The 26,327-nt window shown below is 73.2% G+C and carries 25 protein-coding genes; 7 read left to right on the forward strand and 18 right to left on the reverse strand.

What is annotated here, in order from left to right:
• Nucleotides 1-49: 49 nt before the first annotated feature.
• The 5 genes from AB0M97_RS03060 to AB0M97_RS03080 all read right to left on the reverse strand — a co-directional run bounded on the left by AB0M97_RS03060 (nt 50) and on the right by AB0M97_RS03080 (nt 5,401).
• The gene (locus tag AB0M97_RS03060) at nt 50-730 is read right to left on the reverse strand and encodes a response regulator (RefSeq protein ID WP_365958934.1); all 681 of its coding nucleotides are present in this window, start codon (nt 728-730) and stop codon (nt 50-52) included.
• On the reverse strand, nt 727-3,279 hold the full coding sequence (locus tag AB0M97_RS03065) for an ATP-binding protein (protein ID WP_365958936.1): 2,553 nt from the start codon (nt 3,277-3,279) through the stop codon (nt 727-729). The genes AB0M97_RS03060 and AB0M97_RS03065 overlap by 4 nt, the downstream gene beginning before the upstream one ends.
• 223 nt (nt 3,280-3,502) lie before the next feature.
• Nucleotides 3,503-4,267: a DUF3710 domain-containing protein gene (locus AB0M97_RS03070; RefSeq protein ID WP_365958937.1), complete on the reverse strand. Its 765-nt coding sequence runs from the start codon at nt 4,265-4,267 to the stop codon at nt 3,503-3,505.
• Between the two features lies 1 nt (nt 4,268).
• Entirely contained in the window at nt 4,269-4,820 is a 552-nt protein-coding gene (gene dut, locus AB0M97_RS03075) for a dUTP diphosphatase (protein ID WP_365958938.1), read from the reverse strand.
• A complete protein-coding gene (locus AB0M97_RS03080) occupies nt 4,817-5,401 on the reverse strand; it encodes a PaaI family thioesterase (RefSeq protein ID WP_365958939.1) in 585 nt (194 codons plus the stop codon). The genes dut and AB0M97_RS03080 overlap by 4 nt, the downstream gene beginning before the upstream one ends.
• A gap of 58 nt (nt 5,402-5,459) precedes the next feature.
• Here AB0M97_RS03080 and AB0M97_RS03085 point away from each other — a divergent pair, with 58 nt between their 5' ends.
• Nucleotides 5,460-5,933: a DUF3093 domain-containing protein gene (locus AB0M97_RS03085; RefSeq protein WP_365958940.1), complete on the forward strand. Its 474-nt coding sequence runs from the start codon at nt 5,460-5,462 to the stop codon at nt 5,931-5,933.
• A gap of 28 nt (nt 5,934-5,961) precedes the next feature.
• On the opposite strand, the gene AB0M97_RS03090 is transcribed toward AB0M97_RS03085, so the two are convergent.
• The 4 genes from AB0M97_RS03090 to AB0M97_RS03105 all read right to left on the reverse strand — a co-directional run bounded on the left by AB0M97_RS03090 (nt 5,962) and on the right by AB0M97_RS03105 (nt 9,474).
• Entirely contained in the window at nt 5,962-6,879 is a 918-nt protein-coding gene (locus AB0M97_RS03090) for a hypothetical protein (protein ID WP_365958942.1), read from the reverse strand.
• 13 nt (nt 6,880-6,892) lie between these two features.
• Nucleotides 6,893-7,189: a DUF4193 domain-containing protein gene (locus AB0M97_RS03095; protein WP_003993510.1), complete on the reverse strand. Its 297-nt coding sequence runs from the start codon at nt 7,187-7,189 to the stop codon at nt 6,893-6,895.
• Nucleotides 7,190-7,581: 392 nt separating this feature from the next.
• Nucleotides 7,582-8,814, reverse strand: coding sequence for a HAMP domain-containing sensor histidine kinase (locus AB0M97_RS03100; RefSeq protein ID WP_365958943.1), 1,233 nt, complete (start codon nt 8,812-8,814; stop codon nt 7,582-7,584).
• A gap of 6 nt (nt 8,815-8,820) precedes the next feature.
• Entirely contained in the window at nt 8,821-9,474 is a 654-nt protein-coding gene (locus AB0M97_RS03105; RefSeq protein ID WP_365958944.1) for a response regulator transcription factor, read from the reverse strand.
• A 417-nt stretch (nt 9,475-9,891) separates the two neighbouring features.
• Between AB0M97_RS03105 and AB0M97_RS03110 the strand changes: the two genes are divergently transcribed.
• Entirely contained in the window at nt 9,892-10,062 is a 171-nt protein-coding gene (locus tag AB0M97_RS03110) for a hypothetical protein (protein WP_365958945.1), read from the forward strand.
• Nucleotides 10,063-10,128: 66 nt separating this feature from the next.
• Here AB0M97_RS03110 and AB0M97_RS03115 read toward each other — a convergent pair whose 3' ends face one another.
• A complete protein-coding gene (locus AB0M97_RS03115; RefSeq protein ID WP_365958946.1) occupies nt 10,129-10,944 on the reverse strand; it encodes an inositol monophosphatase family protein in 816 nt (271 codons plus the stop codon).
• 8 nt (nt 10,945-10,952) lie between these two features.
• Nucleotides 10,953-12,080 carry a ferrochelatase gene (locus AB0M97_RS03120; protein ID WP_365958947.1) on the reverse strand — a complete coding sequence of 376 codons (1,128 nt, stop codon included), beginning with the start codon at nt 12,078-12,080 and terminating at the stop codon, nt 10,953-10,955.
• A 160-nt stretch (nt 12,081-12,240) separates the two neighbouring features.
• Here AB0M97_RS03120 and AB0M97_RS03125 point away from each other — a divergent pair, with 160 nt between their 5' ends.
• The 3 genes from AB0M97_RS03125 (at nt 12,241) to sepH (ending at nt 16,219) form a co-directional block, all read left to right on the forward strand.
• Entirely contained in the window at nt 12,241-13,479 is a 1,239-nt protein-coding gene (locus AB0M97_RS03125) for an MFS transporter (RefSeq protein ID WP_365958948.1), read from the forward strand.
• Nucleotides 13,439-14,758 (forward strand): D-arabinono-1,4-lactone oxidase, encoded by a 1,320-nt coding sequence (locus AB0M97_RS03130; protein ID WP_365958949.1) that lies wholly within the window; start codon nt 13,439-13,441, stop codon nt 14,756-14,758. The genes AB0M97_RS03125 and AB0M97_RS03130 overlap by 41 nt, the downstream gene beginning before the upstream one ends.
• 426 nt (nt 14,759-15,184) lie before the next feature.
• Nucleotides 15,185-16,219 carry a septation protein SepH gene (gene sepH / locus AB0M97_RS03135; protein ID WP_365958950.1) on the forward strand — a complete coding sequence of 345 codons (1,035 nt, stop codon included), beginning with the start codon at nt 15,185-15,187 and terminating at the stop codon, nt 16,217-16,219.
• A 158-nt stretch (nt 16,220-16,377) separates the two neighbouring features.
• Here sepH and AB0M97_RS03140 read toward each other — a convergent pair whose 3' ends face one another.
• Nucleotides 16,378-17,229: a sulfurtransferase gene (locus AB0M97_RS03140; RefSeq protein ID WP_365958951.1), complete on the reverse strand. Its 852-nt coding sequence runs from the start codon at nt 17,227-17,229 to the stop codon at nt 16,378-16,380.
• Nucleotides 17,230-17,507: 278 nt separating this feature from the next.
• Between AB0M97_RS03140 and AB0M97_RS03145 the strand changes: the two genes are divergently transcribed.
• Nucleotides 17,508-18,311: a VOC family protein gene (locus AB0M97_RS03145; protein WP_365958952.1), complete on the forward strand. Its 804-nt coding sequence runs from the start codon at nt 17,508-17,510 to the stop codon at nt 18,309-18,311.
• 31 nt (nt 18,312-18,342) lie between these two features.
• On the opposite strand, the gene AB0M97_RS03150 is transcribed toward AB0M97_RS03145, so the two are convergent.
• The 4 genes from AB0M97_RS03150 to AB0M97_RS03165 form a co-directional block, all read right to left on the reverse strand.
• Nucleotides 18,343-18,993 (reverse strand): thymidine kinase, encoded by a 651-nt coding sequence (locus AB0M97_RS03150; RefSeq protein WP_365958953.1) that lies wholly within the window; start codon nt 18,991-18,993, stop codon nt 18,343-18,345.
• A gap of 46 nt (nt 18,994-19,039) precedes the next feature.
• Nucleotides 19,040-20,233 carry a nucleotide pyrophosphatase/phosphodiesterase family protein gene (locus tag AB0M97_RS03155; protein ID WP_365958954.1) on the reverse strand — a complete coding sequence of 398 codons (1,194 nt, stop codon included), beginning with the start codon at nt 20,231-20,233 and terminating at the stop codon, nt 19,040-19,042.
• Nucleotides 20,233-20,820 carry a DUF5998 family protein gene (locus tag AB0M97_RS03160; RefSeq protein WP_365958955.1) on the reverse strand — a complete coding sequence of 196 codons (588 nt, stop codon included), beginning with the start codon at nt 20,818-20,820 and terminating at the stop codon, nt 20,233-20,235. Before AB0M97_RS03160 ends, AB0M97_RS03155 begins: the two co-directional genes overlap by 1 nt.
• A 101-nt stretch (nt 20,821-20,921) precedes the next feature.
• Nucleotides 20,922-23,849 carry a GNAT family N-acetyltransferase gene (locus AB0M97_RS03165; RefSeq protein ID WP_365958956.1) on the reverse strand — a complete coding sequence of 976 codons (2,928 nt, stop codon included), beginning with the start codon at nt 23,847-23,849 and terminating at the stop codon, nt 20,922-20,924.
• Between the two features lie 213 nt (nt 23,850-24,062).
• Between AB0M97_RS03165 and AB0M97_RS03170 the strand changes: the two genes are divergently transcribed.
• Entirely contained in the window at nt 24,063-24,344 is a 282-nt protein-coding gene (locus tag AB0M97_RS03170; RefSeq protein WP_365958957.1) for an HPr family phosphocarrier protein, read from the forward strand.
• Between the two features lie 215 nt (nt 24,345-24,559).
• On the opposite strand, the gene AB0M97_RS03175 is transcribed toward AB0M97_RS03170, so the two are convergent.
• Together AB0M97_RS03175 and AB0M97_RS03180 are read right to left on the reverse strand one after the other, a co-directional pair.
• Complete coding sequence (locus AB0M97_RS03175; protein WP_365958958.1) at nt 24,560-25,249, reverse strand: GntR family transcriptional regulator; 690 nt, start codon at nt 25,247-25,249, stop codon at nt 24,560-24,562.
• A 299-nt stretch (nt 25,250-25,548) separates the two neighbouring features.
• Nucleotides 25,549-26,325 (reverse strand): M23 family metallopeptidase, encoded by a 777-nt coding sequence (locus AB0M97_RS03180; RefSeq protein ID WP_365958959.1) that lies wholly within the window; start codon nt 26,323-26,325, stop codon nt 25,549-25,551.
• Between the last annotated feature and the right edge of the window lie 2 nt (nt 26,326-26,327).

Here is a 26,327-nt window from a genome sequence, read left to right on the forward strand (position 1 = left end):
GACAGTTACGTACCCCCCGGTGGGCGCCCCGACGCCGGGGAGACCCGGCTCACTTCTCGAACCGGTAGCCCATGCCCGGCTCGGTGATGAAGTGCCGCGGGTGCGACGGGTCCGCCTCCAGCTTGCGGCGCAGCTGGGCCATGTAGACCCGCAGGTAGTTCGTCTCCGTCCCGTACGACGGCCCCCACACCTCCTGGAGCAGCTGCTTCTGGCCGACCAGGCGCCCGGTGTTGCGCACCAGCACCTCCAGCAGGTGCCACTCCGTCGGCGTCAGCCGTACGTCCCTGCCGTCGCGGTGCACCTTCTTCGCGGCCAGGTCGACGGTGAGCCCGCCGGTCTCCACCAGCAGGTCGTCCTCGCCGCCGGCGGGCTCGGCGCGGCGTACGGCGGCGCGCAGCCGGGCCAGCAGCTCGTCCATGCCGAACGGCTTGGTGACGTAGTCGTCGGCGCCCGCGTCCAGCGCCTTGACCTTCTCGTCGGAGGAGTGCCGGGCCGACAGCACCAGGATCGGCACCCGGGTCCAGCCGCGCAGCTCCTTGATCACATCGACGCCGTCCATGTCGGGCAGGCCCAGGTCGAGGATCACCACGTCGGGGTGGCGGGCGGCGGCGAGCCGGAGGGCGCCGGTGCCGTCGTGGGCGGCGTCGACCTCGTACGTGCGTGCCTTGAGGTTGATCACGAGGGCGCGCACGAGCTGCGGCTCGTCGTCGATCACGAGCACCCGGGTCATGAAGCCTGCCTTTCGGTTCCTACGGGGCCTGCGGCGCGCGCCGGCCCGGTGTGCGGCTGGGCCGCGCGGAGCGTGAGGACCATGGTGAGGCCGCCGCCCGGGGTGTCCTCGGCGTTGAGGGTGCCGCCGATGGCCTCGGCGAAACCGCGCGCCACCGCGAGGCCGAGGCCCACTCCGGCGCCGCGCGGGGCGTCGCCGTAGCGCTGGAAGGGTTCGAAGATGCGGTCCTTCGCCTCGTCGGGCACGCCGGGCCCGCGGTCCACGACGCGCACCTCGACGCGCTCGGCGATGGCGCTGGCGGTGACCAGCACGGGGCGGCCGGGCGGGCTGTACTTGACGGCGTTCTCCACGAGGTTCGCCACCGACCGCTCCAGCAGCCCGGGGTCCACCGCGACCATGGGCAGGGTCTCGCGGACGTCGAGTTCGACGCTGCCCTCGGGGACACCGCCCAGCGCCACCGGCACCACCTCGTCCAGGTCGATCTCCCGGATCAGCGGGGTGACGGTGCCGGTCTGCAGCCGGGACATGTCGAGCAGGTTCCCGACCAGGTGGTCGAGGCGGTCGGCGCCCTCCTCAATGCCGGCGAGCAGTTCCGCCCGGTCCTCCTCGGACCAGTCGACGTCCTCCGAGCGCAGCGAGCTCACCGACGCCTTGATGCCGGCCAGCGGGGTGCGCAGGTCGTGGCTGACGGCGGCGAGCAGCGCGGTGCGGATGCGGTTGCCCTCGGCCAGCTCCTTGGCCTGGTCGGCCTCCTTCTGCAGGCGCTGGCGGTCCAGGACGACGGCGGCCTGGGCCGCGAACGCGGCCAGCACCCGGCGGTCCTCGGCGGGCAGCACCCGGCCGGTCAGCGCCAGCGCCATGTGGTCGCCGACGGGGACGTCCACGTCGGCGTCCTCGGGCCGCTCGACCGCGCCCGCGTGCCCGGCCCGGCCGGCGCAGGTCCACGGGTCCAGGTCGCTCGCGCGTTCCAGCAGGGCCGCGGAGTCCATGCCGAAGGTCTCGCGGACCCGTTCCAGCAGCTCCTCGAGGCGGGTCTCGCCGCGCAGCACGTTTCCGGCGAGGTAGGACAGGATCTCCGACTCGGCGCGCAGCCGGGCCGCCTGGTGGGTGCGCCGGGCCGCCAGGTCCACGACCGAGGCGACCGAGACGCCCACGCCCACGAAGGTCACCAGGGCGATCACGTTCGCGGGGTCGGCGATCGCGATGTGGTGCAGCGGCGGGGTGAAGTACCAGTTCAGCAGCAGGGAGCCCAGGGCCGCCGACGCCAGTGCCGGCAGCAGGCCGCCGAGCAGCGCCGCCGCCACGGTCAGCGCCAGGTAGAGCAGCATGTCGTTGGCGAGCCCGAGGTGGACGGCGCTGAGCGGCGTGGTGAGGGCGACCGGGCCGAGCAGGCCGGCCAGCCAGCCCGACGCGATGCGTGCCCGGCCGTGCCGTGCGCCGCTCGCCCCCGGCAGGCCGCGGCCCTCGGCGATCTCGCCGTGCGTGACGATGTGCACGTCCAGGTCGGGTCCGGACTCGCGGGCGACGGTCGCGCCGACGCCGGGTCCGAAGACGTACTGCCAGGTCTTGCGGCGCGAGGAGCCGAGCACGATCTGGGTGGCGTTGACCCCGCGGGCGAAGTCGAGCAGCGCCGCCGGTATGTCGTCGCCGACGACGTGGTGGAAGGTGGCGCCCAGGTCCTCCACGAGGGTGCGCTGCGCGGCGAGTTCCTTCGGGGAGGCGGAGGTCAGCCCGTCGCTGCGGGCGATGTAGACGGCCATGACCTCGCCGCCCGCGCCCTTCTCGGCCAGCCGGGCCCCGCGCCGGATCAGGGTGCGGCCCTCGGGGCCGCCGGTCAGGCCGACGACGATGCGTTCACGGGCCTGCCAGGTGGAGCGGATGTCGTGCTCGCCGCGGTACTGCTGGAGGTACTCGTCCACGCGGTCGGCGACCCACAGCAGCGCCAGTTCGCGCAGCGCGGTGAGGTTGCCGGGCCGGAAGTAGTTCGACAGGGCCGCGTCGATGTGGTCGGGGCGGTAGATGTTGCCGTGCGCCATGCGGCGGCGCAGCGCCTGGGGCGACATGTCGACCAGCTCTATCTGGTCCGCGCGCCGCACCAGCTCGTCGGGCACCGTCTCCTGCTGCCGCACGCCGGTGATCGACTCCACGACGTCGCCGAGCGACTCCAGGTGCTGGATGTTGACGGTGGACACCACGTCGATGCCGGCGGCGAGGAGTTCCGTGACGTCCTGCCACCGCTTGGGGTTGCGGGAGCCGGGGACGTTGGTGTGGGCGAGCTCGTCCACCAGGGCGACCTGCGGGGCGCGCTCCAGCACGGCGTCGACGTCCATCTCGGTGCGGACGGCGCCGCGGTGCTCCAGCCTGCGGCACGGCACCTTCTCCAGCCCGTGCAGCAGGCCCTGCGTACGCGGCCTGCCGTGCGGCTCCACGTACGCCACGACGCAGTCGGTACCCCGTTCGACGCGACGGTGGGCCTCGGCCAGCATCGCGTAGGTCTTGCCCACGCCCGGTGCCGCACCGAGGTAGATCCGTAACGTGCCGCGTCCCATGGCCACTGTCTCCCGGTCACATCCGCCGTTCGCAGGATCGACCTTACGGCCGTCGCTCCCGGCGAAAAGGGCCGGGATACGGCGTGGAGGGGGCCTTTGACGCGACGGTGACGGGCGTGGCACGGACGACTTCGGGTGCCGACCGGCGGCCCGGCCGCCGCACGGGTACCGGACGAGGGCCGTACCCCGCGGGGTACGGCCCTCGGTCGCCCCTGCCCGCGTGCTAGCGGACCTCGGTGATCTCCGGGCCGCGCTGGAGCTGGCCCATGCCTCCGGAGAAGCGGGAGCCGGCCTGATCGTCCTGCTGGACGCTCTCGGGGACCATCTGGGCGTCGTTCGGCAGCTTGAGGACGATCGGGTCGCGCGGGGCCATCGGGCCGTCGCCGCGGACCACCACCGTGTCCCGGAAAATCTGCTCGAGCAGTCCGGCGGCGCCCGGCTGCACGGCGCCCTGGCCCGAGATCACACCGCGCAGGAACCAGCGCGGGCCGTCCACACCGACGAACCGCACGACCTGGAAGCCGCCGGTGCCGTCCGGCAGCTGTACGGGCACCTGGGCGCGCAGCTCCCAGCCCAGCGGACCCTCGACCTCGTCGACGATGCCGCCCTGCTGGGTGATGCCGCCGGCGATCTCCTCGCGGACCTCGCCCCAGATGCCCTCCCGCTTGGGGGCGGCGAAGGCCTGCAACTGGATGGCGCTGTCCCGGAGCACGACGGTCGCCGCGACGATCGCGTCGCCGGCCACCTCGACCCGCAGTTCCATGCCGTCGACGCCGGGCACGAACAGCCCGCCCAGGTCCACCCGGCCCTCGGCCGGATCGCGGACCTCGGAGATGTCCCAGGGCCCGTCGGGCCGGGGCTCCGGCTCGAGCCTCACGCGCTCGCGCCGGGTCTCTTCGTCCGCCTCAGTGTCGACGCTGTCGACGACCTGCTCGGCCTCGCCGGCCGCGTCCTCGGCGGCATCCCTCTTCTTGCGACGTCCGAACACGTCACTGTCCTTCCCGGTCGGATACGACCGAAGCGTATCGATTCCCACCCGCCTGGCCGCCCACGACGGCCTGACCGTTTGTGCCGCTCTCGCCGCCCACCGAGGCGTGGCCTCCGGTGGACCCGAAGCCCCCCTCGGCCCGCGCCGAATCGGGAAGCTCCGCGACCTCCTGGAAGCGGACCCTCTCGACTTGCTGGACGACCAGTTGGGCAATCCGGTCGAAGCGCTCGAACCGCACGCGCTCGCGCGGGTCGAGATTCACCACGATCACCTTGATCTCCCCACGGTACCCGGCATCAACCGTCCCCGGGGCATTCACGAGGGCCACGCCGCAGCGGGCGGCGAGACCGGATCGCGGGTGCACGAAGGCCGCGTACCCCTCGGGCAGGGCCACAGACACCCCCGTCGGCAGTACGGCCCGCTCGCCGGGCGCGAGCTCGCACGCCTCGGTGGTCCGCAGATCGGCTCCGGCGTCGCCGGGATGCGCGTACGCGGGCAGCGGCACGCCGGGGTCGACCCGGCGGATCAGCACCTCGACCGGGGCACGGCTCACGGGTTCACCTCGAAGGCGCGGGCCCGGCGGATCTGGTCGGGGTCGCTCATGGCGGCCCGGATCTCGTCCTGGCGGCCGTTGTCGATGAAGTGGTCGACCTTGACCTCGATGAACAGCGCGTCGGCGCGGACGGCGACGGGCCCGTCGGGGCCGCCGATCCGGCCGGTGGCCGTCGAGTAGATCTTCCGCCCGGCGACCGCGGTCGCCTCGGCCGTCAGATGCAGTGTGGTGCCGACCGGCACGGGCCGCACGAAGTCGGTCTCCAGGCGGCCGGTCACGGCGATGGTGCGCAGCAGCCAGTTCAGCGAGCCGAGGGTCTCGTCCAGGGCGGAGGCGAGCACGCCGCCGTGCGCGAGGCCGGGGGCGCCCTGGTGGGCGGGCTGCACGGTGAACTCGGCGGTGACGCGGACCCCTTCGGCGGCGCGGGCCTGAAGGCGCAGTCCGTGGGGCTGCTCGCCGCCGCAGCCGAAGCACTGGCCGTAGTGGGCCCCGAGGAGTTCACCGGGGGCGGGGGCGTCGGGGTGCCGCACGGGACGCGTCGCGTCGGCGGGGGGTTGCAGGGCTGCGGAAGTACCACTCACAGCCGCAGACCTTACCCGCGCGTCGGCGCCTGTCCGACACCGTGCCAAGCTTGACTTCATGCAGCTCTCCGCCACCGCCTACGAAGAACGCCTCACCACTCCCCGCTCCTGGTGGCTGATCTCCGTGCTCGTGGGGATGTCGCTGGGGCTGGTGCTGCTGCCGTTCGGCACGCTGCCGATGCTCGGCGGACTGGCCGGCGGCACGGCCGCCGCGGCGGTCGTCGCCAGTTCGTACGGCTCGGTGCGCATCCGGGTGGTGGGCGGCGCCCTGATCGCGGGCGACGCGCGTGTCCCCGTGTCGGCGCTGGGCGAGGCGCAGGTGCTGGACGCGGAGGAGGCCCGCGCCTGGCGCACCTACAAGGCGGACGCCCGGGCCTTCCTGCTGCTGCGGGCCTACATCCCGACGGCGCTGCGCGTGGAGGTGACCGACCCCGACGACCCGACGCCGTACCTGTATCTGTCGACGCGGGAGCCGGAGCGGCTGGCCCAGGCGCTGCGGGCGGCGAAGACGGGCCCCGGGAACGGCAGTTGACCTGCCGCTGATCCCGTCGTGACCGCTGTCAGGGCCCGAGTTCCTTCGGGCCCCTGTCCATGTCCAGGGCGTCCGGCGGGGTCTCGAGCGCGGGGAGCGGGCCGAGGGCGTCCCAGGGCACCTGGTGCTTGCGCAGGTCGGCTCTGATGCGGGCGGCGAGCTTGCGGGTGTCCTTGTGGTTCATGACGGCGCCGACGGCGGCGCCCACCATGAACGGCAGGAGGTTCGGCAGGTCGCGCACGAGGCGCTTCATGATCTGCTGACGCAGCTGCTGCTTCATGCGGCTGTTCAGCGCGGAGCTCACGGTCGACGGTTTCGTCACGTCGACGCCGCGCTCCCCCGACCAGGAGTTCAGATACGCGACGGAGCGCTCCTTGAGGGTGCCGGGCGGGCGCAGGCCGTACACCTCGTGGAGTTCGGCGATCAGTTTCAGCTCGATCGCGGCGACTCCGGTGATCTCGGCGGCCAGTTCCGTCGGCATCGCGGGCGGCACGGGCAGCATCGCCGCCGCTCCGACGCCCGCGCCGACGGTGGCGCTGGCCTTCGCGGCACCGGCCACCAGCCTGTCGGCGAGCTGCTCGGGGCCGAGGCCGGGGAACTGTCTGCGCAGGGTCGCCAGGTCCCGCACGGGCACGCGGGGGGCGAGGTCGATGATCCGGTCGGTGAGATAGGTCAGTCCGGCCCGGGCGCGGTCGCCGCCCTTGCGGACGCCCGCCCTGGCCCTGTCACGGATCGCGGCCCGCCGTCGCCCGGCGGGCCCGTCATCCCGCGGTGGTCCCGGGAGGTCACCCCGGCCCGCCGCCGGTTCGAGCGAGGCCGCCCCCGAAGTGGTGGGGCCCCGCTCGTCGTCACGCGCGCCGTTCGGGCCGTCCGGCCCTTGGTCCGCTTCCCTCGGGGTGTCCCTCTTGGTGAAGCGGCGCTTCCAAGGAGGGGTCGAGCCAGTCACGGCCGACCCGCCCTCAGTCGCAGTCGCGGCAGATGGGCTGCCCGTTCTTCTCCCGGGCCAGCTGGCTGCGGTGGTGCACCAGGAAGCAGCTCATGCAGGTGAACTCGTCCTGCTGCTTGGGCAGCACACGGACGGCCAGCTCCTCGTTCGAGAGGTCGGCGCCCGGGAGTTCGAGCCCCTCAGCGGCCTCGAACTCGTCGACGTCGACTGCGGAGGCCGACTTGTCGTTCCGTCGAGCCTTCAGCTCTTCGAGGCTGTCCGAGTCGACGTCGTCGTCGGTCTTGCGTGGGGTGTCGTAGTCGGTGGCCATGGTCGCTCTCCCCCTCTGGGTGTCTTCGGTGTCTCCAGCGCACGTAACGCGTGAGAGGCCGGACTTGTGCCCGACCCGAGGCGGAGATTTTGCCTCACATCAAGGTCTGTTACTCAATCGACACCCAACCGGACTCCTCACGAGTGATCGGCGTGGATGGCGAAGGGGACCGTACACGGTCCGGATGCCGCACCTCAAAGGCGTCTCACCGTGTACTTCCCGTGATCAGGACCCCTGAAAACCAGGAGTTTCCCGGCTTTCCGGGGCGCGCCATGATCACGGAGAGTGGACGGCCGGAAAACCGCCGCTGTGATCGATCACACATGTGTTCGCCGGGTGGTGGCTGCGAAATTCCGCGCACAGCGAACATCCCGTGTCCGGGGCCCATGCTCTCAGACAGGCAGAGTGACGCGCATCACGAGACCACCTCCCTCCCGGGGCTGGGCGAAGATGTGGCCGCCGTGCGCCCGGGCCACCGACCGTGCGATGGACAGACCCAGCCCGACGCCCTTGTCGCTGCCGGTGCGCTCGGTGCGCAGCCGCCGGAACGGCTCGAAGAGGTTGTCGATCTCGTACGCCGGCACCACCGGGCCCGTGTTGGACACCACCAGCACCGCCTGGCCGTGCTGGACGTCGGTGGAGACCTCCACCCAGCCCTCCTCCGGCACGTTGTACCGCACGGCGTTCTGCACCAGGTTCAGGGCGATCCGCTCCAGCAGGACGCCGTTGCCCTGGACGACGGCCGGCTCCCGCGTGCCGCGGATCTCCACGCCCTTGGCGTCCGCCTCGGCGTGCACCTGGTCGATGGCCTGCGAGGCGACCTCGGCGAGGTCCACGGGCTTGCGCTCGACGATCTGGTTGTCGCTGCGGGCGAGCAGCAGCAGGCCCTCCACGAGCTGCTCGCTGCGCTCGTTGGTGGCCAGCAGCGTCTTGCCGAGCTGCTGCAGCTCCATCGGGGCGTTCGGGTCCGACAGGTGCACCTCCAGGAGCGTGCGGTTGATCGCCAGCGGGGTGCGCAGCTCGTGGGAGGCGTTGCCGACGAAGCGCTGCTGGGCGGTGAAGGCCCGCTGGAGCCGCTCCAGCATGTCGTCGAAGGTGTCGGCCAGCTCCTTCAGCTCGTCGTCCGGGCCGTCCAGCTCGATGCGGCGGGACAGGTCCGAGCCGGCCACCGCGCGGGCGGTGCGGGTGATCCGGCCGAGCGGCGACAGCACGCGGCCCGCCATCGCGTAGCCGAACGCGAAGGCGATCACGGCGAGGCCGAGAAGCGCCAGCAGGGAGCGGCTGAGGAGGTTGTCCAGGGCGTCCCGGCGCTGCTCGTTGACGCACTCGTTCATGGCGCTGTTGAACGCGCTCGGCGAGGCCTGGTCCGGCAGGTAGCAGATCTCGCTGGTGACCTTGCCCTCGACGACCCTGAAGGGCAGGTCGCTGCCGACGTTGAGCGCCTGGGCGGCCAGCAGGTAGATGATCGACAGCAGCACGATGCCGGCGATCAGGAACATGCCGCCGTACAGCAGGGTGAGCCGTATGCGGATGGTCGGGCGCAGCCACGGGAAGGGCGGCACCGGCTTGCGCGGGTCCCAGGTGGGCTTGGGCGGGGCGGCGGGGGGTGCGGGGGCGGCGGCCATCGGGCGTCAGATCCGGTAGCCGGAGCCGGGGACGGTGACGATGACGGGCGGCTCGCCCAGCTTGCGGCGCAGGGTCATCACGGTCACCCGCACGACGTTCGTGAACGGGTCGGTGTTCTCGTCCCAGGCCTTCTCCAGGAGCTGCTCGGCGGAGACGACGGCGCCCTCGCTGCGCATCAGCACCTCCAGGACGGCGAACTCCTTGGGCGCGAGCTGGATCTCCTTGCCGTCGCGGAAGACCTCGCGGCGGTTGGGGTCGAGCTTGATCCCGGCGCGCTCCAGGACCGGCGGCAGGGGCAGGCTGGTGCGCCGGCCGAGGGCACGCACGCGTGCGATGAGCTCGCTGAACGCGAAGGGCTTGGGCAGGTAGTCGTCGGCGCCGATCTCCAGGCCCTCGACGCGGTCGCTGACGTCGCCGGACGCGGTGAGCATCAGCACGCGCGTGGGCGTGCCCAGCTCCACGATCCGGCGGCAGACGTCGTCGCCGTGCACGAGCGGGAGGTCGCGGTCGAGGACGACCACGTCGTAGTCGTTGACGCCGATGCGCTCCAGAGCGGCCGCACCGTCGTACACGACGTCGACGGCCATGGCCTCCCGGCGCAGTCCGGTGGCCACCGCATCGGCGAGCAGCTGCTCGTCCTCGACGACGAGTACGCGCACGTCGCTGGTCCTTCCTGGTGTCCGCCCGCGCGGGGATCTGGGGCGCGCGCGGGCCGGGGGCTTCTCGGGTGTGGTGCCTCCATCCTGCCCTTTTCGGCCATAAGTCGGCTGTAAGGCGGGTGGGCGGGTGGCCGGGGGCGAACGGGCGGAGCGCGGCCATGCGGGATTTTCTCGTGCTGTCGAGGTTTCCGCGGCAGGGCCGGAGGGGAGGACGGCTTTACACCCCGCGATCACGCTCTGTTGGTACCGCTACGACCGTGCGGTATGCAGGATCCGCTGTCCGCAGGGCGGGCGTGGGTGTCCGGCACCGTCGCCGCCCGGCCGAGCGGCGCCGGGCATCCGCTCCGGACGTGATCGACCCTCCGTACAGGCACACCCCGGTGCCACCGACCACGACCCAGGACGAGGGGGCGCAGCATGGACGCTTTCACCACAGGACTTCTGCAGCGCATAAGGGCGACCGAGTCGGATCTCTCGCGGGCTCGTGACGAGGGCGACGACTTCCTCGTCGAGGTGGAACAGGGCGAGCTGGACGACCTGCGCCGCCTCGCCGCCGAGCACGGCGTGGAGGTCGGCTCCACCGTCTGACCCGGCAGACCTTCACAGGGCGGGGCCCCGGCGCATTCGTCGCCGGGGCCCCGCCTCGCGTCGCTGTCAGTCGTGCCAGGCGCCGTAGTCCTCCAGGAGCCGCTGGAGGGGTTCGAAGACGCCCGGGGTGCCGGCGACGGTCAGGTCGCCGGAGGGGCGCCGGCCGGGACGGCCGCCGGTGAGCGCGCCCGCCTCCCGGGCGATCAGGTCGCCCGCCGCCCAGTCCCAGGCGTTCAGTCCGCGCTCGTAGTAGCCGTCGAGGCGGCCCGCGGCCAGGTCGCACAGGTCGACCGCGGCCGAGCCGCCGCGCCGGATGTCACGCAGCCGCGGGATCAGCTTCGCGGCCACCTCGGCCTGGTGGGCGCGGACGTGGGCGACGTAGTTGAAGCCGGTGGAGACCAGGGCCTGGTCCAGCGGCGGGGCGGGGCGGCAGGCGAGCCTGCGCTCCCCCGCCCAGGCGCCGGACGCCCAGGCGCCCCGGCCGCGCACGGCGTGGAAGGTCTCGCCGCGCATCGGGGCCACGACGACGCCGACGACCGTCTCGCCGTCCTGCTCGGCGGCGACGGAGACCGCCCAGGTCGGCAGCCCGTACAGGTAGTTGACCGTGCCGTCCAGCGGGTCGACGACCCAGCGGACGCCGCTCGTGCCCTCCGTGGCGGCGCCCTCCTCGCCGAGGAAGCCGTCGTGCGGGCGGCGCTCGGCGACCAGGCCGGTGATCAGCTTCTCCGCCGCGATGTCCATCTCGGTGACCACGTCGATCGGGCTCGACTTGGTGGCCGCCACCGCGAGGTCGGCCGGCCGGCCGTCGCGCAGCAGCGCACCCGCGCGGCGGCCGGCCTCCAGGGCGATCTCCAGCAGTTCCGAGTGCAGGGGGTCGGTCACGGGGCTCCTCAGGCGTAGGGGCTGTCGGCGCCCGCCGCGGCGGGCCGGGGCGCGCGGGCCGGGCAGCAGCCGGCCGGGCACAGGTGGTGGCTGGGGCCGAGCGCGCCGAGGGCGCACGGCGTGACGTCCCGGCCGGTCTCGACGGCGGCCCGCTCCAGGACCAGCTCGCGGATCGCGGCGGCGAACCGGGGGTCGGCGCCGACGGTCGCCGAGCGGCGCACCGGCAGGCCCAGCTCCTCCGCCTTGGCCCTGGCCTCCGTGTCGAGGTCGTAGAGGACCTCCATGTGGTCGGAGACGAAGCCGATGGGGGCCATGACGACGGCCGGGGCGCCTGCCGCGTGCCGCTCCTCCAGGTGGTCGCAGATGTCCGGCTCGAGCCAGGGGATGTGCGGGGCGCCGGAGCGGGACTGGTAGACGAGCTGCCAGGGGTGGTCGACGCCGGTGCGCTCGCGGACGGCGTCGGCGATCAGCCGCGCCACGTCCAGGTGCTGCCTGACGTACGCCCCGCCGTCGCCGTGCTCCTCGGCCGGGCCGGAGGTGTCCGCCGCCGCGGTCGGGATGGAGTGGGTCGTGAAGGCGAGGTGCGCGCCGTCGCGGACGTCCTCGGGCAGGTCGGCCAGGGAGCGCAGCACGCCCTCGGTCATGGGCTCGACGAACCCCGGGTGGTTGAAGTAGTGCCGCAGCTTGTCGACCTTCGGCAGTTCCAGGCCCTCGTCCCGCAGGGTGGCGAGGGCGTCGGCGAGGTTCTCGCGGTACTGCCGGCAGCCCGAGTAGGAGGCGTAGGCGCTGGTGGCGAGGACCAGTATGCGGCGGCGGCCGTCGTGGACCATGTCGCGCAGGGTGTCCGTCAGGTAGGGCGCCCAGTTGCGGTTGCCCCAGTAGACGGGCAGGTCAAGGCCGTGGTCCGCGAAGTCCGTGCGCAGGGCGTCCAGCAGGGCGCGGTTCTGGTCGTTGATCGGGCTGACCCCGCCGAACAGGAAGTAGTGCTGCCCGACCTCCTTCAGGCGTTCCTTCGGGATGCCGCGCCCGCGGGTCACGTTCTCCAGGAACGGGACCACGTCGTCGGGCCCCTCGGGGCCGCCGAAGGAGAGCAGCAGCAGGGCGTCGTAGGGGGTGGGATCGAGCGCGTCTGGCATGTCTCGATCCTGCCACCCGGCGCCGACAGCCGGAAAACGGCGGGGGAACGGGTGCGCGCCGGGCCGTCCACCAGGCAGTCCGTGGTGCATTTAGGGTAACCTAACCAGTAAGCTGTAACGACTGCGCTCGCGCCTTACTGCGGCCCCTTCGGAGACACCGTTGCCCAGCCCTTACCGCGCCCTGTTCGCCGCCCCCGGCTCCAAGGGTTTCTCCGCCGCCGGATTCCTCGGCCGGATGCCGCTGTCCATGATGGGCATCGGCGTGGTCACGATGGTCTCCCAGCTCACCGGCCGGTACGGCCTCGCCGGCGCGCTGTCGGCCACCATCGCGCTGTCGGCGGCGGTGGCGGGCCCGCAGGTGTCGCGGCTGGTGGACCGGCACGGGCAGCGGCGGGTGCTGCGCCCGGCGACCCTGATCTCGCTCGCCGCCGCCGCGGCGCTGCTGCTGGCCGCGCACCACCGCTGGCCGGACTGGGTGCTGTACGTGTGCTGCGTGGGTGTGGGCTGCGTGCCGAGCGTCGGCGCGATGATCCGGGCGCGCTGGGCCGCGCTGTACCGCGGCACCCCGCAGCTGCACACCGCGTACTCCTTCGAGTCCGTGGTGGACGAGGTGTGCTTCATCTTCGGCCCGATCATCTCCATCGGCCTGTCCACGGCGTGGTTCCCGGAGGCGGGGCCGCTGCTCGCCGCCTGCTTCCTGGCGGTCGGCGTGTTCTGGCTGACCGCGCAGCGCGCCACCGAGCCGGAACCGCATCCGCGGGAGAGCAAGGAGGGCGGCACGGCGATGCGCTCCGCGGGACTGCGGGTGCTGGTCGGGACGTTCGTGGCGACGGGTGCGATCTTCGGGGCGGTCGACGTGGTCACGGTCGCCTTCGCCGAGGAGCAGGGGCACAAGGGCGCGGCGAGTGTCGTCCTGGCGCTGTACGCGGCGGGTTCCTGTGTGGCGGGCGCGGTGTTCGGGCTGATGCGCTTCGCGGGGGCGCCCGAGCGCCGCTGGCTGCTGGGCGTGTGTGCGATGGCCGTGAGTATGATCCCCCTCCTACTGGTCGGGAACCTGCCGTTCCTGGCCGTGGCGCTGTTCGCTGCGGGTCTGTCCATCGCTCCCACGATGATCACGACGATGTCCCTCATCGAAGAGCACGTACCACGCGCGCAGCTCACCGAGGGCATGACCTGGGTGAGCACCGGGCTCGCGGTCGGCGTCGCGCTCGGCTCCGCCGTGGCCGGCTGGGTGATCGACGCGGCCGGGGCGCGCGCCGGGTACGGGGTTCCGGTGGCGGCCGGGGCCGTCGCGGTCGTGGTCGGGTTCCTGGGGTACCGCCGGCTCAAGCGGCCGGCTCCGGGTCGGGGAGGCTCCGTTGGGCAGCACAGCGAGCGGGAAGAACGGCACCTGGCGTAACTGGGGCGGCAACGTCTCGGCGCGTCCCGCGCGGGAGGCCGCCCCGGCCTCGGTCGACGAACTGGCCGACGCCGTGCGGCGGGCCGCCGAGGACGGCCTGCGCGTCAAGGCCGTCGGGACCGGGCACTCCTTCACCTCCATCGCCGCCACCGACGGCCTGTTGATACGCCCTCATCTGTTGACGGGCATACGCCACATCGACCGGCAGAACATGACCGTCACGGTGGAGGCCGGCACCCCGCTCAGGCGGCTCAATGTGGCGCTGGCGCGCGAAGGCCTGTCGCTGGCCAACATGGGCGACATCATGGAGCAGACGGTCTCCGGCGCCGTCAGCACCGGCACGCACGGCACCGGCCGCGACTCCGCGTCGATCGCCGCCCAGATCACGGCACTCGAACTGGTCACGGCCGACGGCTCGGTGCTGACCTGCTCCCCCGGGGAGAACCCGGAGGTGTTCGCCGCCGCCCGCATCGGGCTCGGCGCGCTGGGCGTCGTCAGCGCGATCACGTTCGCCGTGGAGCCGCTCTTCCTGCTCACCGCCCGCGAGGAGCCGATGCCGTGGAGGAAGGTCCTGGCCGACTTCGACGAACTGTGGACCGAGAACGAGCACTTCGAGTTCTACTGGTTCCCGCACACCGAGCGCTGCCACACCAAGCGCAACAACCGCAGCGCGGGCCCCGAGCAGCCCGTCGGCCGCGTCGGCGCCTGGATCGAGGAGGAGTTCCTCTCCAACGGCGTCTGGCAGGCGGCCAATCTCGTGGGCCGCGCGATTCCGGCCACCGTTCCCGCCATCGCCAAGGCCGCCGGCCGCGCGTGGTCGGCACGCACGTACACCGACATCCCCTACAAGGTCTTCACGTCCACGCGCCGGGTGCGCTTCGTGGAGATGGAGTACGCCGTCCCGCGCGCGGCGGTGACCCAGGTCCTGCGCGAGCTGAAGACCATGATCGACCGCTCGGACCTGCGCGTCAGCTTCCCCGTCGAGGTGCGCACCGCCCCCGCCGACGACATCACGCTGTCCACGGCCTCGGGCAGGGACAGCGCCTACGTCGCCGTCCACATGTACCGGGGAACGCCCCACCGCGCGTACTTCACGGCCGCGGAGCGCATCTTCACCGCGCACGAAGGGCGTCCGCACTGGGGCAAGCTGCACACCCGGGACGCCGAGCACTTCGCGCGGCTCTACCCGCGCTTCGGCGAGTTCACCACGCTGCGCGACCGCCTCGACCCGGAACGGCGGTTCCAGAACGACTACTTGCGCAGGGTTCTCGGAGCGTGACCGGCCGCGGTGTCCCCGCCTCGAAACCATTCGCTCCGTTTCGGGTGAGTGCGTGAAGTACACCACGTTCAAGATCCAGAAATCCGGGCAACGGGCGGCCAAGTCGCACCCCTTGCCAGAAGTTGGGCGGCGTGCCAATCCACGCACGTGGCCCGAATGGAGTACTGTGGCGAGCCCTGGGTCCGGTCTCCCGTAGGGTGCACGGGGCCTCATGGACCGCCGGGAGGGGGCTAGTTGCACAGGGTGACGCAGTTGGTCACTTAGCGTTGCGAACAGGTAACCGTGCCATAACGGCGATCCAGGGCCCGCGCCCGACACGCCGGGCAACTCGGCAAGGTTGTGGCAGGCTGCACCCGGGCAGGCCACACTCGACTAGCGGAAGCAGCGACGCACGTGACGTCGGCAGGCACCACCCGGGAGGTCCCCATGCCCGAACTGCGTGTCGTGGCCGTCTCGAATGACGGCACACGGCTGGTGCTGAAGGCTGCGGACAGCACGGAGTACACGCTTCCGATTGACGAACGGCTCCGCGCCGCCGTGCGCGGCGACCGTCCCCGTCTCGGCCAGATCGAGATCGAGGTGGAGAGCCACCTCCGCCCCCGCGACATCCAGGCGCGCATACGAGCCGGCGCGACCGCGGAAGAAGTCGCGCAGATGGCCGGCATCCCCGTGGACCGCGTGCGCCGCTTCGAAGGACCCGTCCTCGCCGAGCGCGCCTTCATGGCCGAGCGCGCCCGCAAGACCCCGGTGCGCCGCCCCGGCGAGAACTCCGGTCCGCCGCTGGGCGAGGCCGTCCAGGAGCGGCTGCTGCTGCGCGGCGCCGAGAAGGACACCGTCCAGTGGGACTCCTGGCGCCGTGACGACGGCACCTGGGAAGTCATGCTGGTCTACCGCGTCGCGGGCGAACCGCACTCGGCGAGTTGGACGTACGACCCGCCGCGGCGGCTCGTCCAGGCCGTCGACGAGGAGGCCCGCTCGCTGATCGGCGAGTCCGACGACCTCGCCGCCTCGGAGCCCAGCTTTCCCTTCGTGCCGCGCATCGCCCGGCTGCCGCGCGACCGTCCGCTGGACCGTTCCCTGGACCGGGAGCGCCCGGGCCTGCCGTCGCAGCCGTCCGAGCCGGCCGAGGAGATCACCGCCACGGCCGAACGGGACTCGCTGACCAGCCTGCTGGAGGCCGTGCCGAGCTTCCGGGGCGACCTGGTGGTCCCGGAGCCCGCCGATCCGGACGCGGAGGAGCAGCCGGAGCCCGAGGCGGAGGAGCCGCCCGCGCCCGCCGCGTCGGCCGGTTCGGCCTACGCCGATGTGCTCATGCCGCGTTCCGTCGGCAGCCACCGCGACCGGCTGATCGGGTCCACCGACCGTCAGGCCGAGGCGGACGGGGTCCGTCCGGGCCGCCGCGCCGCCGTGCCGAGCTGGGACGAGATCGTGTTCGGGACGCGGCGCAAGAAGCAGGAGTAGTCCGCAGGGCGGACCGGAATCGCGGCTGAGGGGCCCGCGCCGGGTGGCGCGGGCCCCTCAGCCGTGTCGGCCGGACCCTGGTCGCGGTCGCGGATCAGGGACGTGTGGCCGGTCCACACGGGCGGCTCCCCGCAGTGCCGCCGGAAGCCGGGGTACGGCTACTGCGGGTCGGGGCCCACCGCGACCGGGCGCCGCGGGTCCGAGGACCACTCCGACCACGAGCCGACGTACAGCGCGGCCGGGATGCCCGCCACGGCCAGGGCCAGCACCTCGTGGGCGCCGGAGACACCCGAGCCGCAGTACACGCCGACGTCCGCCCCCTCGGACACGCCGAGCGTCGTGAAACGCGCCCGCAACTCCTCCGCCGGCCGGAACCGCCCGTCCTCCGTCACGTTGTCGGTCGTCGGCGCGGACACCGCGCCCGGGATGTGGCCGCCGACCGGGTCGATCGGCTCCACCTCGCCCCGGTACCGCTCCCCCGCGCGCGCGTCGAACAGCACCCCGGACCGCGCCAGCGCCGCGGCGCCGTCGGCGTCGAGCAGCCCCGCCGCACCCGGCACCGGCGCGAAATCGCCCTCGGCGGGCGTCGGCACCGCGGTCTCCACAGGACCCCGCCAGGCCGGCAACCCGCCGTCGAGGACTCGCACGTTCGGGTGACCCGCCCAGCGCAGCAGCCACCACGCGCGTGCCGCCGCCCAGCCCTGCCCCCCGTCGTACGCGACGACCGGCCGCCGGGCCGACACGCCCGCCCGGCGCATCGCGGCACCGAACACCGCGAGATCGGGCAGCGGATGCCGGCCGCCCGCGCCGGGCGCACCCGCCAACTCCCGGTCCAGGTCCACGAAGACGGCGCCGGGCAGGTGACCGGCCGCGTACTCGGCGCGCCCGTCGAAGGCCGGTTCACCGTTCGCCCTGGCGACGCTCAACTGCCAGCGGACGTCCAGCAGGACGGGCGGGTTATCGCCCGCGAGTTCGCTCGCGAGTTCGGATGCGGAGATGATGGCGTTCATGGTCACCATCCTTGCGCACAGGGTGGCCGATTCACCCATGTCCGGCTAATCTGCTCGGCCGGACGGTCTCGGTCACGTTACGTACGGGATCGAGCACAAGCTGTACAGCCGATCAACACCCGTCGGCGCGCCCGGAAACGGACGGGCGGCCGCAACCCGGGCTTCCCGGACACAGGGCGCGTCGCAGCGCGCGGCGCAGCGGGTGGTACGACCACCGGCCCCGGAGCGGCGAGCGGACGCGAGCACGGCCACCACGAGGGGCCGAGAAGAGAGTGACGATGACCGACGCACGGGGCTCGGCCGGCCCGCACGGCGCGGAACAGGCCCGGTACGTGCCCGGCACGCCCTGCTGGGTGAGTCTGATGGTGCACGCGGTGACCGCGACCCAGGACTTCTACGGGGCGCTGTTCGGCTGGGAGTTCCGGCCCGGCCCGCAACAACTCGGCCCCTATGTCAGGGCCCTGCTCGGCGGGCAGGAGGTGGCGGGCATCGGGCAGCTGCCCCCGGACCACCATCTGCCCGTCGCCTGGACGCCGTACCTCGCCTCGGACGACGTGGACGCGACCGCCGAGGCGGTGCGGATGTGCGGCGGCACGGTCGGGGTGGGCCCGCTGGACGTCGCCGACGCCGGGCGCCTGGCGATCGGCTCCGACCCGTCGGGCGCGGTCTTCGGCATCTGGCAGGCCGCGGCGCACCTCGGCACGACCGTCGCCGGCGTACCGGGCATGCCCACCTGGAACGAACTGCTGACCTACGAGTCGGCGCGCACCGCCAAGTTCTACGAGTCGGTGTTCGGCTACGCGCGCGAGGCGGAGGTCTCCGCCGACGTCGACCACGTGACGCTGTGCCTCGACGGCCGTCCGGTCGCCGGCATCCAGGGCATGGGCACCGGCCTGCCCCGGGACCGCGGCCCGCACTGGAACACGTACTTCGAGGTCGCCGATCTCGGCGAGGCCCTGGAGCGGGTGGAAGAGCTGGGCGGTCGCGTCCTCGTGCCGGCCGGGGACAGCAGGCAGGGGCGGGTGGCCACGGTGGCGGACCCGGAAGGGGCGCGGTTCTCGCTGCTGTGCGGCTCGCGCTGACTCCCGTGGCCGCGGCGGTCGTTCGGGCCGGTCAGGCCGACGGCACCGGCAGCACGTCCGGGGACAGCGCCGCCGCCCGTGCCGTCGCCGCCGTCATGCGCCGCCGGTGGTGGCGGCGGCACAGCACCTCGTAGCCGATCTCGTCCGCGGACTGGTTGACGTCGCCGACGACCACCTGGGCGCCCTCGACCACCATGACACCGCCGATGGTGCGGGCGTTGTGCGTGGCGCGGGCGCCGCACCAGCACAGCGCCTCCACCTGGAGCACCTCGACGCGGTCGGCGAGCTCCACCAGCCGCTGCGAGCCGGGGAACAGCTTGCTGCGGAAGTCCGTCGTGATCCCGAAGGCGTAGACGTCGATCTCCAGGTCGTCCACCACGCGCGCGAGCTGGTCGATCTGCTCCGGTGCGAGGAACTGCGCCTCGTCGGCGATGACGTAGTCCGCGCGCCCGCCCTGCGAGAGGTGCTCCACGAGGTAGGCGTACAGGTCCGTGCCGTCCTCGACCTCCACCGCGTCGGTGACCAGGCCGAGGCGGGAGGAGAGCTTGCCCTCGCCGGCCCGGTCGTCCCGCGTGAAGATCAGGCCGGCCAGGCCGCGCGCCGAGCGGTTGTGCTCGATCTGCAGAGCCAGCGTCGACTTCCCGCAGTCCATCGTTCCGGAGAAGAACACCAGCTCGGGCATGGGGGGTTGAGCACCTTTCGGCAAAGCGGGGGACGGCAGTTCCTGGTCAGGAGCGTACTTCGAGCAGCGGAACCAGCTGCTCGGCGGGGGTCAGGGAGCCGTGGTTGCCGACCATCGAGGACTCCTTCGGCTCCCGCTCGGAGGCGATGAGCAGCACGTCGTCCCGGGCGGCGGCCACGACGTCGCCGATGCGGTCGCGGACCCGCTCGTCGATGTGCGGGCCGAACCAGCCCGCCGCGATCGCCTCGTCCCGCGACGCCACCCAGAACTGCTCGCCGAGCACCTCGCGCCAGCAGGTCAGCACGTCGTCCTGGGCGCCCGGTACCGCGTAGACGTGCCGGGCGCGGCCCTCGCCGCCGAGCAGGGCGACGCCGGCGCGCAGCTCCCAGTCGTGGTCGAAGTCGATGCGGTGGTCCTCGTCGAACGGCACGTCGAGCATGCCGTGGTCGGCGGTGACGTAGAGCGCGGTGCGCGGCGGGAGCTGCTCGGCGAGGCGCTGGACCAGGCGGTCGACGTACATGAGCTGGCCGCGCCAGGTGTCGGAGTCGACGCCGAAGCGGTGCCCGGCGCCGTCGACCTCGGCGTAGTACGTGTAGACCAGGGCGCGGTCGGCGGCGGCCAGCTGCTCGGCCGCGAGATCCATGCGGTCCTCGCCGGAGAGCCGCCCGTGGAACGTTCCTCCGCTGAGGGCGACCTTGGTCAGCGGGGTGTTCTCGAAGGTGGGCGAGGTCACCTGGGCGGCGTGCACACCCGCCTCGTGGGCCAGCTGGAAGACCGTCGGGTACGGCTGCCAGGTGGACGGCGGGGTCCACGGCTGCCAGCGCAGCTGGTTCATCAGCTCGCCGGTGTCCGGGTTGCGCACCGTGTACCCGGGCAGGCCGTGGGCGCCGGGCGGCAGGCCGGTGCCGACCGAGGCGAGGGAGGTGGCGGTGGTCGCCGGGTAGCCGGCGGTGATCGGGCGTCCGGTGCCGCCGCGCGAGGTGGCGAGCAGGGACGTCATGAACGGGGCCTCGTCCGGGTGCGCCGCGAGCTGCTCCCAGCCGAGTCCGTCGATCAGGAAGACGCAGTTGCGGTCGGCGGGGGTCAGCTCGGGGATCACGGCGGTCGTGCCGGGGACGCCCATGCCGGCGGCGAGCGTGGGCAGCAGGTCGGCGAGCGAGCCGGTGCCGTACGCGGGCAGGGGCGCGGTGTCCGGGGCGAGTGGTTCCGGGTGGTCATCCCAGGCGGCGGGCTGCGCCATCAGCGCGTCGGATCCGCGGTCGCCTCGGAGAGGGCCTGCGCGAAGACCAGCGCCTGACGCACCGTCTCCGGGCCGTCCCCGGCCTCGCTGACGCGCAGGCTCAGGTCGTCCGCCGTCGAGTTGCCCGTGTAGCCGTGGTCCGCCTCGCAGTTGGGGTCGCCGCAGGCGGCGGGCTCCAGGTCGATGCGGGAGACGGCACCCCAGCCGATGGTCAGCACGATCTCGCGGGGCAGGGTGCCCGGCGTGTACGACTCGGGGTTGGCGACGACGCGGCTGACCACGATCGACGAGATCCGGCTGAGCTTCACCGACTCGGTCGACGTCGTGGCGTACGGCGTCGGGGAGGTGCTGTCGGCGGCCTGCTCGTCGGTGTGGCTGACGATGAAGCGGTTGCCGGTGAGGACCAGCACCGTCACGTGCCGCCGCACCTCGTTCTGGTCGAACGTCGTCTCCTGGTGGACCAGGTACGACCGGACGGGCTCGCCGCCCACGGCAGCCTCCACCGCCTCGGCCACGAGGGCCGGGTAGTAGCCGCTGCGCTCGATCGCCGCACGCAGCCCCTGGGTCGTCGTACTGGTCTTGGCCATGCGCCCATCCTACGGGGGACCACTGACTGTGAGGCACCGCTCGGGCCGGTCCGGCTGGGTCCCGGCAGTCGGTCCGGCAAGGGTTCGGGCGGTGGTCGCGCTCAGTATGCAGGGAGCGTACGGGGCCCCAGGTCGCCGCGGGCGGGGGGCGGGGCCAGGCGGATCGAGGCCGCCAGGACGCTCAGGCCCTGCTGAGCGACGACCACCGGCTCCAGAGCGACCTCCACGACCTCCGGATGGTCGTCCACCAGGCGAGACACTCTCAGTAGCAGTTCCTGCAGCGCGGGGGTGTCGACCGGGGCGGAGCCGCGCCAGCCGAACAGCAGGGGCGCCGTCCGGATGGACCGCACCAGAGACGCCGCCTCGCGGTCGGTGACCGGGATGAGCCGGTGTGCGGTGTCCCCGAGCAGCTGGAACGCGGCCCCGGCGAGCCCGAAGGAGAGCACGGCGCCGGCCGCCGGGTCGATCACGGCTTGGACGACCGTGTCCACGCCGCGTGGTGCCATCCGCTGCACCACCGGGCGCAGCTCCTCCGGCGTGCCGAACAGCCCGGTCAACTCGGCGTACGCCCGGCGCAGTTGCTCCTCGTCGGTGAGGTCCAGGCGTACGCCGCCGAGGTCGGCGCGGTGCCGCAGGTGCGGGGCGGTGGCCTTGAGGGCGACCGGGTAGCCGAGGGTGCGGGCGGCCGCTGCGGCCTCGTCGGGCGTGGGGGCGGGCAGGGCGCGGTGGACGTGGATGCCGTACCTGCCGAGCAGCTCGCAGGTCTCGGCCGGGCCGGGAGTGAAACCCTGCCCGCGCGCGAGGAGGCCGTCGATCTGCTGGGCGACGCCCTTCTCGTCGATGTCCTCGAACTCGGGCACCTTGCCGGGGTCGGCGGCCTCCCGCCGCCACTGCGCGTACCGGACGGCCTCGGCCAGGGCCCGCACCGCGCGCTCGGCGGCGGGGTAGGCGGGGATGAGGCGGGAGTCGGTGGGGGTGGGGGTGTCGGGAGTCTTGGTGGTGGGCCCGGGTGTGGTGGGGGGCGGGGATGCCGGGGGCGTCGCGGGTGCGGCGGGTGTCCGGCCCGGTGCGGTCGGGCGCTCGGGCTGAGGGGCCGGCCGGACGCTGGGCGGGGTGCTGGACGCGGCCTGCGGTGCCGTGCTGGACGCGGCTTGCGGTGCCGTGCTCGCCGCTGCCGAGAGGGCGTTCGCCAGGCCGCCCAGCTCCACGTGCACGACGAGCACCGGCTTGGACGGCACCGTCGCGGCGGCCGACCGCAGGGCCTCGGCCAGCGCCGCGTCCCCCGCGGAGTCCTCGCCGACCGTGGGGATCGCGGTCACGACGACCGCGTCGGACGTGCCGTCGGCGAGCGCGCGGGACAGTGCCGCGCGGAAGTCCTCCGGGCCGGCGCCGGTCGTCAGGTCCAGGGGCGGCTGCGGACGCAGGCCCTCGGCGAGGCACGCGTCGTAGGTGAGCAGGCCGAGCGATTCGGAGTTGCCGAGGATCGCCACGCGCGGTCCGGCCGGCAGGGGCTGCCGGGCGAGCAGCAGGCCCGCGTCGACCAGCTCGGTGATCGTGTCGACACGGATCACGCCGGCCTGGCGCAGCAGCGCCGACACCGTGGCGTGCGGGAGCCTGGTCGCCCGTACGGCGTGTCCTGGCGGGGCCGCGCCACCGTGCCGCGCGCCCTGGACCACGACGAGCGGCTTGGCCGCGGCCGTGCGCCGGGCGAGGCGGGTGAACTTGCGGGGGTTGCCGATGGACTCCAGGTACATCAGGGCGACGTCGGTGTCCGGGTCGTCGTACCAGTACTGCAGGACGTCGTTGCCGGAGACGTCGGCGCGGTTGCCGGAGGAGACGAACGTCGAGACGCCGGTGACGCCGGTGACGCCGCCGCCGCGCCGGTGCAGCCGGGACAGCAGGGCGATGCCGATGGCGCCGGACTGGGCGAACAGGCCGATCCGGCCGGGCCGCGGCATCTCGGGCGCGAGGGAGGCGTTGAGCCGCACGCGCGCGGAGGTGTTGACGATCCCGAAGGCGTTCGGCCCGATGAGCCGCATGCCGTGCGTGCGTGCCTGCCGCACGAGTTCGCGCTGGCGCTCGCGGCCCGCGGGCCCCCTCTCGGCGTACCCCGCGGAGACCACGACGAGTCCGCGCACGCCGTGCTCGCCGCAGTCGGTGACGACCTGCGGCACGTGCTCGGAGGGCACGGCGACGACGGCGAGGTCGACCGGTTCCCCGATGTCCCCCACCGAGCGGTGGGCGGGCACCCCGTCGATGTCCTTCTGCCCTTCCGGCAGCGCCCGGTTCACGGCGTACAGGCGGCCGGTGAAGCCGGCGTCCCGGATGTTGCCGAGGATGCTGCGGCCCACTCCGCCGGGGGTGCGGCCGACGCCGATGACGGCGACCGAGCCGGGGGTCAGCAGCCGTTGCACGGATCGCGCCTCGGCGCGGTGCTCGCGCGCGTACTGCACGGCGAGGGAGCGGTCGGTGGGTTCGAGGTCGAACTCCAGGCGGACGACGCCGTCCTCGAAACTGCGCTTCTGGGTGTAGCCCGCGTCCGTGAACACCTTGATCATTTTGGTGTTGGCGGGCAGCACCTCGGCGGCGAAGCGGCGGATGCCGCGCTCCCGGGCGACGGCCGCGATGTGCTCGAGCAGGGCGGAGGCGACGCCGCGGCCCTGGTGGGCGTCCTGCACGAGGAAGGCGACCTCGGCCTCGTCGGCGGGGGACGACGCGGGCGTGCCGTCGGCGCCGATCCGGTCGTAGCGTACGGTGGCGATGAACTCGCCGCCCACCGTGGCCGCGAGACCCACCCGGTCCACGAAGTCGTGGTGCGTGAAGCGGTGGACGTCCTTCGCGGACAGGCGCGGGTAGGGCGCGAAGAAGCGGTAGTACTTCGACTCGTCGGAGACCTGCTCGTAGAAGCTGACCAGGCGCTCGGCGTCATCGACGGTGATGGGGCGGACGCGGGCCGTGCCGCCGTCGCGCAGCACCACGTCGGCCTCCCAGTGGGCGGGGTACTCGTGCCGGTCCGACGAGGTCTGCATGGGCCCCAGAGTACGGCTCGGGTATGACAACGGCGCGGGGCAGTCTGTGGACGACAGCCACCTACGAGGACAATGACGGCATCCGGGCCGAGGCCGCGGTCCGGAGTCGTTCCCGGGCGGTGCAGGGCGCCGTCCGGGGCCTGCTTCACGGTATGGAAGACTGGTCTAGACATCTGGTCCAGACAACCCGAGACATCTGAAGGGCAGCAACACATGGCTGAGCGCCGCGTCAACGTCGGCTGGGCCGAGGGTCTCCACGCCCGCCCCGCCTCCATCTTCGTCCGGGCCGCCACGGCCGCAGGCATCCCGGTGACGATCGCCAAGGCCGGGGGCGACCCCGTGAACGCGGCGTCCATGCTGGCCGTCCTGGGGCTCGGCGCCCAGGGCGGCGAGGAGGTCGTCCTCGCCTCCGACGCCGAGGGCGCCGACGCCGCCCTGGACCGCCTGGCGAAGCTGGTCGCCGAGGGCCTCGAGGAGCTTCCCGAGACCGTCTGAGCGACCGAGCACCAGCGCGCGGAGCCGTGCCCGTTTTCCGGTGGGCGCGGCTCCGCCGTTTTACGGCAGGCTCTCCGGGAATTCCCGGAGGTGATCCGGGGGCACCCGGTAATGGGCATGCGGAAGCAGCGCGGTGACGCAATTGCACACCGCGCGAAAAGGGCACACCGAATTGCTCCGCGTCGAATATCTTTTCTTTGTATACGGCTCCCGTGTTAATGCCGCAGGCTCGCCGTGTTGACGGGATGTTGCGAGTTCCTCACACGGTCCGGGCCCCGGGAACCGAACCGCAGCCGGTGCGCGGCGCCCGAGCGCTCGGTGTGCAGCGCCGTGACGGCCCGCGCGCGCTCGCCGTCGCCGCGGGCCACGGCGTCGACGATCGCGCCGTGCTCCGCCCAGGTCTCCGCCGGGTCGGCGGGGGCCTCCACCGCGTACATCCACGCGATCTTGTGCCGCAGCTGGGTCAGCACCGAGCACAGCGCCGGGCTGCCGGAGGCCTGGGCGAGCGTCTCGTGGAACCAGCCGCCCAGGGAGCGCAGGTCGTCGCTGTTGCCACGCCGGGCGCGCTCCTGGCCGAGCCGGACCAGGCCGCGCAGCACCTTCAAATGGGCCTCGGTGCGGCGCTGGGCGGCCCGGGACGCGCCGAGCGGCTCCAGGAGCAGCCGCATCTCCAGCAGGTCGGCGGCCTCCTGCTCGGTCGGTTCCGCCACGCACGCGCCCGCGTGCCGCCGGGTCACCACGAACCCCTCGGCCTCCAGGGTGCGCAGCGCCTCCCGGACGGGGACGCGCGAGACGCCGTAGCGGCGGGCGAGCAGTTCCTCGGTGAGCCGGCTGCCGCGCTCGTAGACACCCGCGACGATGTCGTCCCGGATCGCCGTGCACACCGAGTGCGCCGGAATACGCATGACCGACCTCCGCCTTAATCCCCGTGAAACGCCGACGATGGACGCGTGTTCCGTGACTCTAGGGCAATGAGGCCGAATTTCCGACGGCGGGCAGAAATTCATGGACGGTTTTTGGACGTGCGCCTCCCGAAACGCCGAAAGCCCCGGCTGGTGAGCCGGGGCGGGGCGTCATCACCGGCGCGTGTCACCGGGCGGGCGCCGCGGGTGTGCGCGCCGGAGTCCCGGACGCGCCGGGCGCCTCGGATGCCGACGCCGTGCGGGCGGGCGTCTCACATGCCGAGGCCGCGCGGGCGGGCGCCTCAGATGGTGACGCCGTGGGAGCGGAGGTAGGCGACGGGGTCGATGTCGGAGCCGTACTCCTGGCTCGTCCGCGCCTCGAAGTGCAGGTGTGCCCCCGTGACGTTGCCGGTCGCGCCGGACAGGCCGATCTGCGTGCCCGGGGCCACCCGCTGGCCCACCGAGACGCCGATGGAGGACAGGTGGCCGTACTGGGTGTACGTGCCGTCGTTCATCCGGATGACGATCTGGTTGCCGTACGCGCCGCCCCAGCCGGCCTCGACGACGGTGCCCATGCCGACCGCGCGGACGGGCGTGCCGCCGGCGGCGTGGAAGTCGACGCCGGTGTGGCTGCCGGAGGACCAGACGGCGCCGCCGGACTTGTAGCCGGTGGAGACGTACGAACCGGCGATCGGGGAGACGTAGGTGCCCAGGCGCTTGCGCTCGGCCTCGCGGGCGGCGCGCTCCTTGGCCTCGCGGGCCCGTTCGGCGGCCTCCGCGGCGGCCTGCGCCGCCCTCTCGCGGGCGGCCTCGACGGCCTTGCGCTCCGCCTCGGCCACCTCGGCGGCGTGCTGCTGGGCGGCGACCTGGTCGGCGATCCGGTCGGCGACCGTGTCGCCGATGGCGACGACGGGGGTCAGACCGGTCTGTTCGGCGGCCGATTCGGCGGCGTGCGCCGGGGGCGTGAGGGTGCCGACGACGCCGGTGGCGGCGAGTGCCGCCACGCCCGCCGCGCGGGCGGTGGAACGCTGTATTCGGCCGGGACGACGGTGCTTCCCTGTGGCGCGCGTGAACGCCATGT

Source organism: Streptomyces sp. NPDC051207, assembly GCF_040682395.1.
Taxonomy (GTDB): Bacteria; Actinomycetota; Actinomycetes; order Streptomycetales; family Streptomycetaceae; genus Streptomyces.

Excerpts from the sequence above, each read along its gene's own strand:
- AB0M97_RS03060 (WP_365958934.1), bottom strand. The coding sequence starts at position 730 with ATGACCCGGGTGCTCGTGATCGACGACGAGCCGCAGCTCGTGCGCGCC.
- AB0M97_RS03065 (WP_365958936.1), bottom strand. The coding sequence starts at position 3,279 with ATGGGACGCGGCACGTTACGGATCTACCTCGGTGCGGCACCGGGCGTG.
- AB0M97_RS03085 (WP_365958940.1), top strand. The coding sequence starts at position 5,460 with ATGCAGCTCTCCGCCACCGCCTACGAAGAACGCCTCACCACTCCCCGC.
- AB0M97_RS03095 (WP_003993510.1), bottom strand. The coding sequence starts at position 7,189 with ATGGCCACCGACTACGACACCCCACGCAAGACCGACGACGACGTCGAC.
- AB0M97_RS03100 (WP_365958943.1), bottom strand. The coding sequence starts at position 8,814 with ATGGCCGCCGCCCCCGCACCCCCCGCCGCCCCGCCCAAGCCCACCTGG.
- AB0M97_RS03110 (WP_365958945.1), top strand. The coding sequence starts at position 9,892 with ATGGACGCTTTCACCACAGGACTTCTGCAGCGCATAAGGGCGACCGAG.
- AB0M97_RS03120 (WP_365958947.1), bottom strand. The coding sequence starts at position 12,080 with ATGCCAGACGCGCTCGATCCCACCCCCTACGACGCCCTGCTGCTGCTC.
- sepH (WP_365958950.1), top strand. The coding sequence starts at position 15,185 with ATGCCCGAACTGCGTGTCGTGGCCGTCTCGAATGACGGCACACGGCTG.
- AB0M97_RS03140 (WP_365958951.1), bottom strand. The coding sequence starts at position 17,229 with ATGAACGCCATCATCTCCGCATCCGAACTCGCGAGCGAACTCGCGGGC.
- AB0M97_RS03145 (WP_365958952.1), top strand. The coding sequence starts at position 17,508 with ATGACCGACGCACGGGGCTCGGCCGGCCCGCACGGCGCGGAACAGGCC.
- AB0M97_RS03150 (WP_365958953.1), bottom strand. The coding sequence starts at position 18,993 with ATGCCCGAGCTGGTGTTCTTCTCCGGAACGATGGACTGCGGGAAGTCG.
- AB0M97_RS03155 (WP_365958954.1), bottom strand. The coding sequence starts at position 20,233 with ATGGCGCAGCCCGCCGCCTGGGATGACCACCCGGAACCACTCGCCCCG.
- AB0M97_RS03160 (WP_365958955.1), bottom strand. The coding sequence starts at position 20,820 with ATGGCCAAGACCAGTACGACGACCCAGGGGCTGCGTGCGGCGATCGAG.
- AB0M97_RS03165 (WP_365958956.1), bottom strand. The coding sequence starts at position 23,849 with ATGCAGACCTCGTCGGACCGGCACGAGTACCCCGCCCACTGGGAGGCC.
- AB0M97_RS03170 (WP_365958957.1), top strand. The coding sequence starts at position 24,063 with ATGGCTGAGCGCCGCGTCAACGTCGGCTGGGCCGAGGGTCTCCACGCC.
- AB0M97_RS03175 (WP_365958958.1), bottom strand. The coding sequence starts at position 25,249 with ATGCGTATTCCGGCGCACTCGGTGTGCACGGCGATCCGGGACGACATC.
- AB0M97_RS03180 (WP_365958959.1), bottom strand. The coding sequence starts at position 26,325 with ATGGCGTTCACGCGCGCCACAGGGAAGCACCGTCGTCCCGGCCGAATA.